The organism is Canibacter zhoujuaniae (genome assembly GCF_011752005.1).
Classification (GTDB): Bacteria; Actinomycetota; Actinomycetes; order Actinomycetales; family Microbacteriaceae; genus Canibacter; species Canibacter zhoujuaniae.
The window spans coordinates 478,595-492,572 of sequence record NZ_JAAIJZ010000001.1 but is presented as its reverse complement, the minus strand read 5'-3'; the positions used below and the strand labels follow the sequence as shown (position 1 = coordinate 492,572).

10 protein-coding genes, 1 tRNA gene and 1 other RNA gene are annotated in these 13,978 nt (G+C 54.7%); 8 read left to right on the top strand and 4 right to left on the bottom strand.

Features of this window, described 5'->3' with window-relative positions; translation table 11 throughout:
- The gene (gene aceE, locus HCR00_RS02260) at positions 1–2,727 is read right to left on the bottom strand and encodes a pyruvate dehydrogenase (acetyl-transferring), homodimeric type (RefSeq protein ID WP_167142346.1); all 2,727 of its coding nucleotides are present in this window, start codon (positions 2,725–2,727) and stop codon (positions 1–3) included.
- A 160-nt stretch (positions 2,728–2,887) separates the two neighbouring features.
- On the opposite strand from aceE, the gene HCR00_RS02255 reads away from it, so the two are divergent.
- Both HCR00_RS02255 and HCR00_RS02250 read left to right on the top strand, forming a co-directional pair.
- Positions 2,888–3,409 carry a redoxin domain-containing protein gene (locus HCR00_RS02255; protein WP_166984657.1) on the top strand — a complete coding sequence of 174 codons (522 nt, stop codon included), beginning with the start codon at positions 2,888–2,890 and terminating at the stop codon, positions 3,407–3,409.
- 58 nt (positions 3,410–3,467) lie between these two features.
- Positions 3,468–3,541, top strand: a tRNA-Val gene (locus HCR00_RS02250).
- A 53-nt stretch (positions 3,542–3,594) separates the two neighbouring features.
- On the opposite strand, the gene HCR00_RS02245 is transcribed toward HCR00_RS02250, so the two are convergent.
- Positions 3,595–4,443, bottom strand: a complete 849-nt coding sequence (locus HCR00_RS02245) for a universal stress protein (protein ID WP_166984658.1) — start codon at positions 4,441–4,443, stop codon at positions 3,595–3,597.
- A 54-nt stretch (positions 4,444–4,497) separates the two neighbouring features.
- Positions 4,498–5,919 carry a glyceraldehyde-3-phosphate dehydrogenase gene (locus tag HCR00_RS02240; RefSeq protein WP_166984659.1) on the bottom strand — a complete coding sequence of 474 codons (1,422 nt, stop codon included), beginning with the start codon at positions 5,917–5,919 and terminating at the stop codon, positions 4,498–4,500.
- Positions 5,920–6,063: 144 nt separating this feature from the next.
- On the opposite strand from HCR00_RS02240, the gene HCR00_RS02235 reads away from it, so the two are divergent.
- From HCR00_RS02235 to HCR00_RS02215, 5 genes are all read left to right on the top strand, one after another.
- Positions 6,064–6,783, top strand: a complete 720-nt coding sequence (locus tag HCR00_RS02235; RefSeq protein ID WP_166984660.1) for a zinc ribbon domain-containing protein — start codon at positions 6,064–6,066, stop codon at positions 6,781–6,783.
- Positions 6,784–6,811: 28 nt separating this feature from the next.
- Positions 6,812–7,183: RNase P RNA component class A (gene rnpB, locus HCR00_RS02230), an RNA gene on the top strand.
- A 45-nt stretch (positions 7,184–7,228) separates the two neighbouring features.
- Positions 7,229–7,444, top strand: coding sequence for a hypothetical protein (locus HCR00_RS02225; protein WP_166986384.1), 216 nt, complete (start codon positions 7,229–7,231; stop codon positions 7,442–7,444).
- The gene (locus HCR00_RS02220; protein ID WP_166984661.1) at positions 7,441–8,778 is read left to right on the top strand and encodes a glutamine synthetase family protein; all 1,338 of its coding nucleotides are present in this window, start codon (positions 7,441–7,443) and stop codon (positions 8,776–8,778) included. Before HCR00_RS02225 ends, HCR00_RS02220 begins: the two co-directional genes overlap by 4 nt.
- Positions 8,765–11,824 carry a bifunctional [glutamine synthetase] adenylyltransferase/[glutamine synthetase]-adenylyl-L-tyrosine phosphorylase gene (locus tag HCR00_RS02215; protein ID WP_167142343.1) on the top strand — a complete coding sequence of 1,020 codons (3,060 nt, stop codon included), beginning with the start codon at positions 8,765–8,767 and terminating at the stop codon, positions 11,822–11,824. Before HCR00_RS02220 ends, HCR00_RS02215 begins: the two co-directional genes overlap by 14 nt.
- Before the next feature lie 55 nt (positions 11,825–11,879).
- Here HCR00_RS02215 and glnA read toward each other — a convergent pair whose 3' ends face one another.
- Positions 11,880–13,304 (bottom strand): type I glutamate--ammonia ligase, encoded by a 1,425-nt coding sequence (gene glnA / locus HCR00_RS02210; protein ID WP_166984663.1) that lies wholly within the window; start codon positions 13,302–13,304, stop codon positions 11,880–11,882.
- Positions 13,305–13,488: 184 nt separating this feature from the next.
- On the opposite strand from glnA, the gene HCR00_RS02205 reads away from it, so the two are divergent.
- Positions 13,489–13,932: an RDD family protein gene (locus tag HCR00_RS02205; RefSeq protein ID WP_166984664.1), complete on the top strand. Its 444-nt coding sequence runs from the start codon at positions 13,489–13,491 to the stop codon at positions 13,930–13,932.
- Positions 13,933–13,978: the final 46 nt, after the last annotated feature.

The following is a 13,978-nucleotide window of genomic DNA, read 5'->3' as shown; positions in this document are numbered from 1 at the left end:
TTAAGCGTCACCACCAGCGCTACCGGTTGTGCCGGCCTTGACATCTTTCAGCCTGTACTTATCGAATGCTTCGCGTGGCACAGCTCGATCGATCTTGCCCTGCGCGGCCAAACGCTGCAGCACCTTCACAACAACAGACTCACGGTCAATGCCGAAATAGCGTCGCGCTGCCGCGCGAGTATCAGAGAAGCCGAAACCGTCAGCACCCAACACAGAGTAATCGTTTGGAACAAACTTGCGGATCTGCTCAGGCACCGCGGTCTCAAAGTCACTAACCGCAACTATCGGCCCCTCAGCGTCAGCAAGTTTCTGCGTCAGATACGCCTTAGGCGCTGGTTGATCTGGGTTCATAAACTCTTGCTTCTCGGCGCGCAAACCGTCGCGGTAAAGCTCAGACCAGCTGGTAACGCTCCAGACATCTGCGCTCACACCCCAGTCTTTCGCGAGTAGTTTAGATGCCTCAATCGCCCAATGCACCGCAACACCAGAAGCAAATATCTGCGCCTTTTCACCGCTTGCGTCAGAAGTGTGCACTCGGTGAATGCCCTTCACAATGCCCTCAACATCAACATCTGCAGGCTCAGCCGGTTGTGAAACAGGTTCATTGTAAACAGTGAGATAGTACATAACGTTCGGATCCGGGTGCTTACCGCCATACATGCGCTCAATACCGGACTGCACAATATGTGCGATCTCATAGCCGTAGGCGGGGTCGTATGTGACCACAGCCGGGTTGGTTGACGCTAAGAGAGGTGAGTGCCCGTCAGCGTGCTGCAAGCCTTCGCCGGTCAGCGTAGTGCGCCCGGCGGTTGCACCAATAACAAAACCACGCGCCATCTGATCACCGGCAGCCCAGAACGCATCTCCGGTGCGCTGGAAACCAAACATCGAGTAGAAGATATACACAGGGATCATCGGCTGACCGTGTGTGGCATAGGAGGTGCCAACCGCTGTAAAGGCGGCGAGACCGCCGGCCTCGTTAATGCCAACGTGCAGGATCTTCCCCTGCGGGCTCTCTTTATATGCGAGCAGCAGATCGCGGTCTACAGAAACGTAGTTCTGACCCTGCGGGTTGTAGATCTTCGCACTCGGGAAATATGAGTCCATGCCGAAAGTACGAGCCTCATCAGGAATCACAGGCACGATCCGCTCACCCCAAACAGGATCACGCATCAAATCTTTCAGCATGCGCACAAAGGCCATCGTGGTCGCAGCCTTCTGTGTGCCAGAACCCTTCTTCGCAATCGCATAACCCTTCTTATCGGGCATCGCCAAATCGATGTGGCTTGCGCTGCGGCTGGGCAGGTAGCCGCCGAGCGCCCGACGCCGCTCGTGAATGTACTTAATGACTTCACTGTCAGCATCTGGACGGTAGTACGGCGGCAGGTATGGGTTTTCCTCTAGCTGTGCATCGCTGACCGGAATATGCATGGTATCGCGGAAGAGTTTTAGATCGTCCAGCGTCATCTTCTTCATCTGGTGGGTTGCGTTGCGACCCTCAAAGTGCGGGCCGAGACCGTAACCCTTAATAGTGTGCGCAAGGATCACAGTTGGGCGGCCCTTGTGCTCGACAGCAGCCTTGTATGCCGCATAAACCTTGCGATAGTCGTGACCACCACGACGCAAACCCCAAATCTGGTCGTCAGTGTAATCTTCAACCAGTTTCAGTGCGCGCTCATCACGACCGAAGAAGTTCTGCCGGACGAAGAGACCAGACTCAGCCTTGTAAGTTTGGAAGTCGCCGTCAGGGGTGGTGTTCATGAGGTTCAGCAGCGCTCCCTCGGTGTCGCGCTTCAGCAGATCGTCCCATTCGCGACCCCAGATAACCTTGATAACGTTCCAACCCGCACCCCGGAAGAACATCTCAAGTTCCTGAATGATTTTGCCGTTACCGCGCACAGGGCCGTCAAGCCGCTGCAGGTTACAGTTGATCACAAAAGTGAGATTGTCAAGACCTTCGTTCGCAGCAACCTGCAGCTGACCACGGCTCTCAACCTCGTCGAGCTCACCGTCGCCCAAGAAAGCCCACACATGCTGATCGCTGGTGTCTTTAATGCCGCGGTTCGTTAAATACTTATTAAACTGCGCCTGATAGATCGCATTGATTGGGCCGAGACCCATAGACACTGTCGGGAACTGCCAGAAGTCGGGCATCAAGCGTGGGTGCGGGTAGCTTGGCATGCCGCCACTGTGATGCGACACCTCTTGACGGAAACCGTCAAGCTGATCCGCCGAGAGACGCCCCTCAAGGAATGCGCGAGAGTACATGCCCGGAGATGCGTGACCCTGCATAAAGATCTGATCGCCGCCGCCTGGGTGCTCAGCGCCGCGGAAGAAGTGGTTAAACCCAACCTCGTAAAGAGACGCTGCTGAGCCGTAAGTTGAGATGTGCCCGCCAACTTCGATACCAGGACGCTGCGCACGGTGCACAAGCATTGCTGCGTTCCAACGGATATATGAGCGGTATTCGCGTTCCAGCTGCTCATCGCCCGGGAACTCTGGCTCATTTTCAGTGGCGATGGTGTTGATGTAGTCAGTGGTAGGAATCTGTGGCACATTTAGATGCAGCTCACGTGACCGAGCCAACATGCTGCTCATAATTTCACGAGCTCGACCCGGGCCGCGCTGCGCTACCAGATCATCAAGGGATTCACGCCATTCCGCTGTTTCTTCTGGATCCTGATCGGGGGTAGCCGGTGCATAAGGATCTTCAGTGTTAATAGGCATTGTGCTCCTAAGTTCAACGTTGGAAAGTTAAGTTTGTGACTGCCCATTTGGGTAACAAACCAACTCTTTAAGCCTACTACCTGTTTCAGTGGATAGCCTGGGGTTGTTCAACAATAGTTTGACCTTTAGCCAGTTGGTTTTATACAAAAGTAGGTTGTGTTTGTTTCGACAAAAATTTGCGGGACGGATCGGCGAGCATCTGCCGCGTTTCACACTGCCAAGCGCCACAGGTGCGCCAAGCCCTCTAGGAACCTCGCGTAACGGTGCAGAGGTGGGCGATGATCCTAAAGCCGTTTTTCTAGTGTTTATTCCGCGCGCTTTCACACCGGTTTGTGCGCAAGAACTGCAGGAGCTGACAGCGCACCAGCCAGAATTTTTAGAGCGTGGCGTCCGGCTGCAGGTTGTCACCTGCGATGAGATCGAGGTGCTGGCCTCATGGGCAGCGCAGCATGGTGTGCGTGACAGTGTCGACTTTGAGCTGCTCTCAGACGCGAAGCCGCGGGGGAGGGTGGCGCGGAAGTTTGCTGCATACAATCCGGTTGCTAAACATGCGACCCGCACCACTGTGCTTGTTGTGGGTGACGGAGAGATCATCGATCGTTTTAGCTCAGCGCCGAGCCGCGCGCGAGAGATTACGCGCTACTTCAAAGCGTTAGAGCTTTTATCGACACGCCGAAAATAGCTTGCTTGCATTGGTTTTTAAAACCGTGTTATAGTTTTCGAGTTGTCAAAAACAACAAGCGCCTGTAGCTCAGTTGGTTAGAGCACTTGGTTTACACCCAGGGGGTCGGGAGTTCGAGTCTCTCCGGGCGCACTGAAACTAAAAAGAAAAGTCCGGCTGAGCCGGACTTTTCTTTTTATCCCGTTTTAAGCGCGGGTGACAATAACAGTGGTCGGGAGCTGCTGTAGCACTCCGTGGCTGACGCTACCGAGCAGCAAACGAGATAGTGCGTTGCGGCCGCGGCTTCCAACAACGACCGCGGCGGCGTCCTGACCGGCCTCAACAAGCGCGCTGACAGGCGGTGCCTGCACCACCTCACGCACAATCTCAAGATCGGGGAAGCGTTCTTTAACACCCGCGGTGCCGATAGCGAGGGCCTCTTGCGCTTTTTCTTCCTGCTCCTGAATCAGCTCTGGACTCCACAGAAATTCAATACCGGGAGTAAGCGGCGTCATCCAAGCATAGATAGCGTGCAGCGGCACACCGAGTGTGGCGGCCTCTGCTGCGGCCTTCTCAACAGCCTTAACAGATGCGTCAGAGCCATCAACACCAACAACAACACCCTTAGTTGGGCGTACCGGCTTCTCAAGCGGAATTACAGCGACGGGGCAGTGTGCAGCCGCTGCGATCTTCACCGCCCGTGTGCCAAAGAACGTGCCTGCGAGTCTGCTGCCGTGGTGTGCGCCGAGAATGATTAAGTCTGCACGCTTTGAAGCCTTCTCTAGCTCACCAACAGGGTTGCCAACGATCGCATTGCCGGTAATTGTGCCTTCGAATCCAAGTGTGCGTGCGTGCTCGGCCTCTGCTTTAAGCAGTTTCTCACCAGCTGCCTGCGCGTCGGAGACGAAAACAGGTGTCTCAGAAAGGAAGGAGTCGTCGGCGACGTAGAGCAGCTCGACATCCGCCTTATGCGCTGCTGCCCGTTCAAGCCCCCACGCAAGAGCGCGATGGCTCTCTTCTGATCCGTCTACGCCGATAATATATTTCTCTGCCATTGTCATCTAATTTCTTGATTAATCTGTTGTTGGTCAGCAGGTGCCAGAATCTGGCTACTTCGCTGGGATATGCGCCGGGTGATTACCGGCCATTTTTTCAATGACGCGCACAACCTGTGAGCTGTATCCGAACTCATTGTCGTACCACACGTAGAGGATCGCGGTTTTACCGCTCACCTGAGTTGCCAGACCGTCAACGATTCCTGCGCGGCGCTCACCAACAAAGTCGGTAGAGACAATCTCTGGTGATTCCACATAGTTAATTTGTGAACGGAGCTCACCGGTCAGTGAAACTTCCTGCAGCAGACTGTTAATTTCTTCGCGAGTGATATCTTTTTCAAGCTGCAGATTGAGAATTGCGAGGGAGACGTCAGGGGTTGGCACACGAATCGCGCTACCGCTGAGCTTGCCAGCAAACTCGGGCAGTGCCTTCGCGACCGCTTTTGCTGCGCCCGTCTCAGTGATGACCATGTTTAGCGCCGCACCGCGACCACGCCTATCGCCCTTGTGGAAGTTGTCGATGAGGTTCTGATCATTGGTGTAGCTGTGCACTGTTTCAACATGACCCTGAGTGACTCCGTAGGCGTCATTAACAATCTTTAATACTGGAGTGATCGCATTGGTTGTGCAGCTTGCTGCAGAGATAATCTTGTCGTCATCGGTAATGACATCGTGGTTGATGCCGTACACAACATTCTTGAGGTCGCCCTTGCCGGGTGCGGTTAGAAGCACGCGCGCAACACCTTTTGACTGCAGGTGCTGGCTTAGGCCTTCCGCATCACGCCAGCGGCCTGTGTTATCAACCACAATTGCGTCTTTAATGCCGTACTGTTCGTAGTCTACGGTTGCTGGATCGTTAGAGTAGATGACCTGAATGCGCACACCGTTGGCAATAATTACGTCATTTTCAGCATCGATAGAGATAACACCGTTGAAGGGGCCGTGCACTGAGTCGCGCCGCAACAGATTGGCGCGTTTTTCGAGATCGTTCTCACTAGCTTTGCGCACCACAACAGCGCGGAGATTGAGACCGCGCCCGCTGCCGGTGTGATCAATCAGAATGCGGGCGAGTAGCCGGCCGATCCGCCCAAAACCGTAGAGCACAACATCTGTGCCGTTGCCAGTTGCTGCGTTGGCATTAGAAATCTCTTTGCGCAGATACTCGGTAACATCCCCCGTGCCAACCTCGCGCAGCACCTTTGCAATATCTAAGGAGACAGGTGCGGGGTTTAATTCTGTCAGAGCTTTAACGACGGCAGCGGTCTGCGCAAGCGGTAGCTCAGCGTCTTCAATGTGTCGCACAGCGCGGTGACTGCGCACTATTTCAATCGGGCTCTGACCCACTAAAGAAGCGCCGTAAACCGAGAGCACAACATCATTCTCGCGGTACAGTTTGCCAATCTGAGGCACCAGCTCTTCAGCAAGCGCAATTTTTGTGTTCCAGCTTTCGAGATGATCTTTTGCAGTGGTAGTCATGAAGTTACTTTCCTAGCATCGAAGGTGAAACCGGCCTGCCCGCCGCAGCCAGCTTTGGCTGTATTAAGTATCCCAAATTTCTCTGTGTTTCGCGCTCAGACAGGCTAAAGTTTAGGTACTGCTTCAAAATTGAAAGAGGGTCATATGAAAGCCAGCAGAGAACAGCAGTTGGCGCTGCTTGAGCTAGCCAAACTCGACACCGAAGTTGCTAGACACAATCGCAGCCTGAAGCAGCTACCTCAAATTGCCAAATTGCGGGAGTTAGAGACGCAGGCAGCTACGGCACGCGCGCACTATCTTGAGGCCCAGCGCGCTTTGGAAGCTGCTGAGGTGCAAGAAAAACGCACCAGCGATGACATTGAAACTGTGCTGAAACGCCTTACACAAGACGAGAAGCGGCTCACAGCAGCTAGCGACGCGAAGCTTGCACAGAATCTGCAGCACGAGATCGCCACTCTATTAACGCGGAAAGAAAACTTAGAGCTGCAAGAGCTCGAGCTTGGCGAGATTACTGCAGACGCTCAAAAAAACCTTGCAGAAACTAAAGCGGTGCTCGATGCCATTGCAACGCAGGGGAAAGAGACGCAGCAGGAGGCTAAGGCGGCTGCGGCTGAAATTCGCGCGCAGCTAGAGGCAACACAGGAAGAGCGGCTGAATAAAGAAACGCGTATTCCAAAAGAGCTGCTGACAGAGTATGAAGAAATGCGTGGCCGCACAGGCATTGGAGCGGCGGCACTTCGCAACGGTGTTTCTGAGGCGAGCAATATGAAACTGTCACCGGGTGAGCTTGCTGAAATCAATGCGATACCTGAAGACGAGATCATTTATGATCCACAAACCGGTGTCATCCTGGTGCGCATCTAAATTCTTAACGCTAAGCTAGAGCGTGGAACGGGTTGGTGAGACAATCGCGTCGCAGTTAAACGCAAGTGAGACTGCGCCGAGGAACGTCCGGGCTCCACAGGGGAGAGCGGTGGGTAACGCCCACCCGGGGTGACCCGCGAGAAAGTGCAACAGAGAGTAGACCGCCAGTGTTTTGCTGGTAAGGGTGAAAGGGTGGTGTAAGAGACCACCAGCGATTGCGGTGACGCAGTCGGCTAGGTAAACCTCGCTCGGAGCAAGACCATGCAGAAAACGCTAACAGACTCCCCGTCGAGTTTTCGGGTAGGTTGCTAGAGCCTGCTGGCAACAGTAGGCCGAGATAGATGATTGTCACGACGTCTAGCGCGTCGCACAGAACCCGGCGTATGATCCGACCCGTTCCGTACTAGTCTTAGTAGTGTCTAAATTTCATCTGGAGGGCACGCTAATGACAGCAGAAGACTGGGGTGTAGAGACCGGCGAAGAGTACTGGTACAACACACAGACCGGTGAGGTTGAAAAAGGGAAACTCTCCCCGTCTGTGTATCGCGTTGGGCCTTTTCCAACCGCTGCTGAAGCGCAGGCCGCGCCTGACAAGCTGCAGCAGCGAGCAGATGCTTGGAAAGCCGAAGAAGCTGAAGAAGACGACTGGGGCCGGGCATGACAAAACAGCGTGACTTTGTTTTACGCACGATAGAAGAACGCGGAGTTCGCTTTGTCAGGCTCTGGTTTACTGATATCGGCGGCGGTCTAAAATCCGTTGCGCTCGCACCCACCGAAGTGGAGAGCGCGTTTACTGAGGGAATCGGTTTTGATGGCTCAGCGATTGAGGGGCGCACACGCGCTTTTGAATCTGACTTCCTCGCCGTTCCCGATCCTTCCACCTTCCAACTACTGCCGTGGCGCGGTGAAATTGAACCAACCGGCCGCATGTTTTGCGATCTGCTCACACCGAACGGCGAGGCGGCGGTGTCAGATCCGCGGCAGGTTTTAAAGCGACAGTTAGAACGGGCGAGCGAAAAAGGGTTCACGCTATACGCACACCCTGAGATTGAGTTCTACCTGTTAGAGAAAGAGCTTGACGCAAACGGTGTGCCGATTCCGGTAGACGGCGCAGGCTTCTTCGACAATGTTCCCGGTGGCTTAGCGCATGACTTTCGACGCGCAAGCGTTGCGATGCTCGAAGATCTCGGGATAGCTGTCGAGTTTAGCCACCATGAGGGCGGCCCGGGGCAGAACGAAATTGATCTTCGCTACACCGATGCGCTGACAATGGCAGACAATATTATGACGTTTAGAACCGTCATCAAAGAGGTGGCTATCGCGCAGGGTGTGCGCGCAACCTTTATGCCCAAGCCTTTCCGCGACCAACCCGGCAGCGGTATGCACACCCATCTCTCGCTATTTGAGGGCGATCAGAATGCATTTTTTGATCCGGGTGCAAAGTATCAGCTATCGATTATCGGTCGGCGTTTCATGGCTGGGATTCTGGAGCACGCTGCTGAAATTACTGCGGTCACCAATCAGTTTGTGAACTCTTACAAGCGACTGTGGGGTGGTGGCGAAGCTCCGCCATATATCTCCTGGGGGCACCTCAACCATTCCGCGCTCATTCGTGTGCCGATGTATAAACCAGGCAAAGGCGGATCCGCGCGTATTGAGTATCGTGCGCTGGATCCCGCCGCGAACCCGTATCTTGCGTATGCTGTGCTGCTTGCGGCCGGTTTGAAGGGCATCGAAGAAGAATACGAACTGCCGCCGGAAGCTGAAGAGAATGTCTGGGATCTCTCACGAGCTGAACGCCGCGCACTCGGCCTGACCCCGCTGCCCGGCTCGTTAGGTGAGGCACTGCAGGTGATGGAGCGGTCTGAGCTTGTCGCTGAAACACTGGGTGAGCAGGCTTTTGCTTATTTCTTGCGCGAAAAACGTCGCGAAAATGAAGAGTACCGCAGTCAGGTTACGAAATGGGAGCTAGAACAGAACCTTGACCGTCTCTGAACAGGTAACGCTGTCTGAACTCGCGCGAGCTGGTTTCGCCGAGTTGAGCAGTGCGCGTGAGGCGCTTGCAGAGTTAAGCAACCTGACGAGCACTGATATTAGAAACCTACTAACGGCTTTCGCACGAGCTGGCGATCCAGACTCCGCGCTCCGGCTTGTGCGGGAGCATCTCGAACGCCACCCCGGCAGGTTTAGTGAGCTATCCGGTCTCGAATGGGAGCGACTTGCGCTGCTGTACGGGGCATCAGAAGGTCTGGCGCAGTTTTGGCAGCGGAACCCGGCAAGTCTGCTGCCGCTGCTGTCACGCGGCGGCGCAATTAGGTCAGCCCAAACCTACCGAGATGAGTTGCTCAGCGCCGTTGAGAGCGGTGAAACAGCTGCAATCCCGGTGCTCACCCCGGAACTGCAGCAGCGTTTGCGCGACAATCCGGAAGCTTGGGAAGAGCCTATCGATCGTAAAGTTAGGGCCGGTGAGGCGGGCTGGTCGGCTCTGCGTATCAGGTATCGCCAGTTGCTCGCCGAAATTACCCTCGCAGATCTTGAAGCTGCGGATCCCACTCTGCTGTTTTCTGAGGTGTCACGCGCACTGTCCGACCTTGCCGATGCTGCTTTAGAAGCTGCAATGTTGGTCGCTCGTGCAACACTAGCCGCAGGCGGTGGGTCCGGCATCCCGATACCTGCTGAGCACGCGCGCAAAGCACCCCTCGCAGTGATAGCGATGGGTAAGTGCGGTGCCCGAGAACTAAACATAGTTTCTGATGTTGATGTGCTGTTTGTGACCGATAGCGCAGCAAGTAATATCGGAACTGACGATTTATTGCGCGCCACAACGCGAATAGCGGGTGAAACCATGCGCGCGATCGGGGCTCCGAGCTTTGAGCCGCCGCTGTGGGAGGTTGACCCCAATTTACGCCCGGAGGGTAAAGACGGTGCACTTGTGCGCACAGTTGATTCCTATCTCAATTATTACGATCGGTGGGCGCAGTCGTGGGAGTTTCAAGCGCTCTTAAAGGCGCGCTATTCTGCTGGCGATGAGCGGATCGGAACACAGTTTATTGCAGCGGTTACTCCGCTCATCTGGGCGACGAAGGATCGCCCCGATTTCGTGGGCAGTGTGCGACGAATGCGTGAGCGCGTCACCGAAAACATAGATATCGCAGATATTGATTACCAGATCAAACTGGGGCCTGGGGGCCTGCGTGACGTTGAGTTTAGTGTGCAACTGTTGCAGTTGGTGCACGGCGCACACGATGAGTCGCTGCGTCTGAGATCGACATTAGACGCGCTAACAGCGCTCGTGCAGGGCGGCTATATCGCACGCGCAGACGGCGAAGAGCTGAGCAACTCATACCGGCAACTGCGTGTGTGGGAGCATCGGCTGCAGCTTCGCCACCTGCGGCGCACAGCACTCATGCCTAGAGAGCATGAACCGCAGCGTGTGCTTGCGCGCACTAGCGGTTACGGAAATGCTGAGGCGCTGGTTACCGCCTGGGAAAAAATCAAACAGCGGGTGCGCAGTCTGCACATCAAAATTTTTTATGCACCGTTACTCAGCGCAGTAGCCCAGTTGCAGGGTGAGGATCTCCTCTTAACCCCCGATGCCGCCCGCGATCGCCTACAGAGTATTGGATTTAAGGATCCGCAAGGCGCGTTACGCCATCTCCAAACACTCACCGCAGGAACCAGCAGAAGGGCGCAGATCCAACGTAATCTGCTCCCGGTATTGCTGCAGTGGTTGGGGGAGGGTGTAAACCCTGATGCGGGGCTGCTAGCGTTTAGAAGAATTAGTGAAGCGAACGCTGAACAACCCTGGTATTTACGCCTATTGCGTGATGGCACAGAAGCGGCTGAACGCTTAACGCGTGTGCTCTCCGGCTCACGCTTCGGGGCTGATCTGCTCGAAAAAATGCCAGAGTGTGTCGCCTGGCTGGAAGACGACAGCAGGTTACAGCCTCTTGCAAGCAGCGCGATCACAGAGGAAATGAACGCGCTCGCCACCCGCAGAGAAACTATTGAAGCCGTTGCTGAGGCGGTGAAGCGTGTGCACAGACGCGAGATATTACGTCTTGTGCTGTCTCGTTTGGTTGGGGTGACAGACGAAAAACAGAGCGCCGCAGGGCTTGACGCCGCACACACCGCGCTGTTGAGTGTGCTGCTCACCCAGATTCAAAGATTTACCCCCGGCGCCGACAGTTTAAGGATCGCACTAATTGCTATGGGGCGCTACGGCGGTGGTGAACTCGGTTTTGCCAGCGACCTAGATGTTATAGCGGTGTATGGCGCGCCAGAAGGGGTCGAGGGTGCGGCGAGTATCGCACAGACAGTTGTAGCAACTTTGCGGCAGCTGGTATCTGACCCGCTCACCGGCACAGAACTCGATCTAGATTTACGCCCGGAAGGGAAAAACGGATCGCTTGTGCGCAATCTTACGGGTTACCGCAACTACTATGAAAAATGGTCGCTCACCTGGGAAGCGCAAGCGCTATTACGGGCCCGCTTCGTTGCCGGTGATAAAACTTTGGCGGCAGAATTCTTCGAAATTGCAGATGCTGTGCGCTACCGTGACTCCTTCGGCAGTGAACAGTTGCGGGAAGTGCGAAAGCTAAAGGCCCGCATGGAGACCGAACGCTTGCCACGCGGGGCACAACCCCGCAGGCATTTAAAACTTGGACCAGGTGGAGTCTCGGACACCGAATGGTTGGTGCAGCTGTGGCAGATGCAGCACGGGCTAAAAGTGCCGGCTCTGCGCACTGTGGAAACACTTGCGGCTTTGGAAGCGGCTGTGCAAGCGGGGATTTGTTCGGCTGCTGACGCTAGAGTTTTGCGCACCGCTTGGGAGCTGGCGAGTCAATTGCGATCCGCAATTATGCTGTGGGAGGGGCGTGCATCTGACACGCTACCGACTGATCGACACGCATTAGCCGGTATCAGTTGCATCCTCGGGTTTGATCCCGCTCACACCACTGAGTTAGAGGAAGCCTGGTTTAGCGCTTCACGTCGCGCCAGGCAGGTGTTTGAAGAACAATTCTTTGGTGCTCGCTTATAGATTAAAGTCCCGCCAGCGTCTTAGTTTCCAGCTGGCGGGACTTTAATCTAGTGCATTAGATGGAGTAGTAGAGCTCGAACTCTCCCGGTGTTGGCAGAGCAGCTAAGCGCTTTAGCTCTTCCTCTCGTTTGTAATCGATCCAAGTCTGAATTAGCTCTTCGGTGAAGACCCCACCCTCAAGCAGGAAGTCGTGGTCGTTCTCAAGCTCCACGAGTGCCTCCTCCAGAGAGCCCGGTAGCTGTGGAATAGCTTTTGCTTCCTCTGGTGGCAGTTCGTACAGATCCTTATCAATTGGTGCCAGCGGCTCAATACGATTACGGATTCCATCGATACCGGCCATCAGCTGGGCGGCGAAGCTGAGGTAGGGGTTAGAAGCACCGTCGGGAGCTCTAAACTCTATCCGCTTTGCTTTCGGGTTGGATCCGGTGATCGGGATGCGCACACAAGCTGAGCGGTTGCCGGCAGAGTATGCAAGGTTTACCGGCGCCTCAAAGCCTTTAACAAGACGGCGATAGCTGTTTGCGGTTGGGTTAGTAAAGGCAGCCAAGGCTTTCGCGTGCTTTAGAATGCCGCCAATGTACCACCGTGCGGTGTCGCTCAGGCCTGCGTAACCGTTCTCATCGTAGAAAAGTGGTTCGCCGCCCTTCCAGAGTGACATGTGCACGTGCATGCCGGAGCCGTTGTCGCCGGCAACTGGTTTTGGCATGAATGTAGCGCTCTTGCCCCAGAGTTCTGCAGTATTTTTTACCACATATTTAAACTTTAGAACGTCATCTGCTGAGCGCACTAGCGTGTTAAAACGGTAGTTAATCTCAGCCTGGCCCGGTGCCCCAACCTCGTGATGTGAGCGCTCAACAGTAAGACCGGCCTCCATGAGACGCACCGAAATGTCGTCACGCAGATCCGCCTGCTTGTCTACCGGTGCTACTGGGAAGTAGCCACCCTTAAGCGGTGTGTAGTGCCCCTGATTATTGCCGTTTTGATGCTCGTAGCTGTTCCAGATTGCCTCATCTGAATCAATCTCATACCCGGATGCGTTTGGGAGGTTTCTAACCCGTACCGAGTCAAAAATATAAAACTCCGCCTCTGGTGCGAAGTATGCGGTATCTCCGATGCCGGTAGAGAGGAGATACTGTTCTGCCTTTTTAGCGACCTGACGCGGATCTTTGTGATAAATTTCGCCGGTGCGTGGATTGTAAATATCGCACACAACAATCAGTGTTTTTTCGTCACGGAACTGGTCTACATAGGCAGACGTGGGGTCTGGAATTAACTGCAGATCTGAGTTTGCAATGCCCTCGAAACCCGCGATCGAAGAACCGTCAAAAAGCTGGCCTGTTGTAAAAAAATCTTCGTCAAGATCCTGCGCCGGAACGTTGAAATGCTGCTGCACGCCGGGGAGATTGACGAAACGAATATCAACGAAGACAACATCGTTTTCTTTGATGTAGCTGAGCATTTCGGTCGAGGTTTTAAACATTGATTACTCTCCTATGAATTGAAGGGGCCGGCTAACTCGAGTAGCGGAATAAACCAGACTCAGCGTGGTTTTGCCCAGCGAGCGAATGCATCCGGCACGTGTTTTAGATTACTCCGTTTTGACCGCGTCCGCTGACGACGAGCGGGGAAGCTTGAAATCATTGGAGCCTCGTATACTTGAGGGCATGGCAAGCAAGCAACAAGGGGTCAAGTTTGGTGATGTGTCACCGAGTAAATATCCCGGTGAGCGTTTAGGGTTGAACGAGTCTGGTGCGCGCTCTATCGGGCGGATCGGGCGCCGTTTGGGGGCAATTTTTGTTGATTGGGGTCTTGCGACTGCAATTGTCTACTGGCAGAGTGGTGGCCGAATTGAACCGCTGAACCAGTTAATCGTTTTTGCCCTAATGCAGATGGTTATGCTGCTGACTGTGCGCGGCTCAGTAGGACACTATATTTTTGGTCTCCGGCTGGCTTCAATCTATGCAGAAAAAGACGGCTATTTACAGTGGCTGTGGCGCCCGATTGTGCGCACACTGCTGCTGTGCCTTGTGGTGCCAGCTCTGGTCTGGGATAGTGACCAGCGCGGTTTTCACGACAAGATTGCCGGAACCGTGCTGATCCGCCCCTAATTTTTAGTGCCGCGCTGCAAGCTCGCGCAAATTTTAGCCCAGCAGT

Excerpts from the sequence above, each read along its gene's own strand:
- HCR00_RS02240 (WP_166984659.1), bottom strand. The coding sequence starts at position 5,919 with ATGACTACCACTGCAAAAGATCATCTCGAAAGCTGGAACACAAAAATT.
- HCR00_RS02245 (WP_166984658.1), bottom strand. The coding sequence starts at position 4,443 with ATGGCAGAGAAATATATTATCGGCGTAGACGGATCAGAAGAGAGCCAT.
- aceE (WP_167142346.1), bottom strand. The coding sequence starts at position 2,727 with ATGCCTATTAACACTGAAGATCCTTATGCACCGGCTACCCCCGATCAG.
- glnA (WP_166984663.1), bottom strand. The coding sequence starts at position 13,304 with ATGTTTAAAACCTCGACCGAAATGCTCAGCTACATCAAAGAAAACGAT.
- HCR00_RS02205 (WP_166984664.1), top strand. The coding sequence starts at position 13,489 with ATGGCAAGCAAGCAACAAGGGGTCAAGTTTGGTGATGTGTCACCGAGT.
- HCR00_RS02235 (WP_166984660.1), top strand. The coding sequence starts at position 6,064 with ATGAAAGCCAGCAGAGAACAGCAGTTGGCGCTGCTTGAGCTAGCCAAA.
- HCR00_RS02220 (WP_166984661.1), top strand. The coding sequence starts at position 7,441 with ATGACAAAACAGCGTGACTTTGTTTTACGCACGATAGAAGAACGCGGA.
- HCR00_RS02225 (WP_166986384.1), top strand. The coding sequence starts at position 7,229 with ATGACAGCAGAAGACTGGGGTGTAGAGACCGGCGAAGAGTACTGGTAC.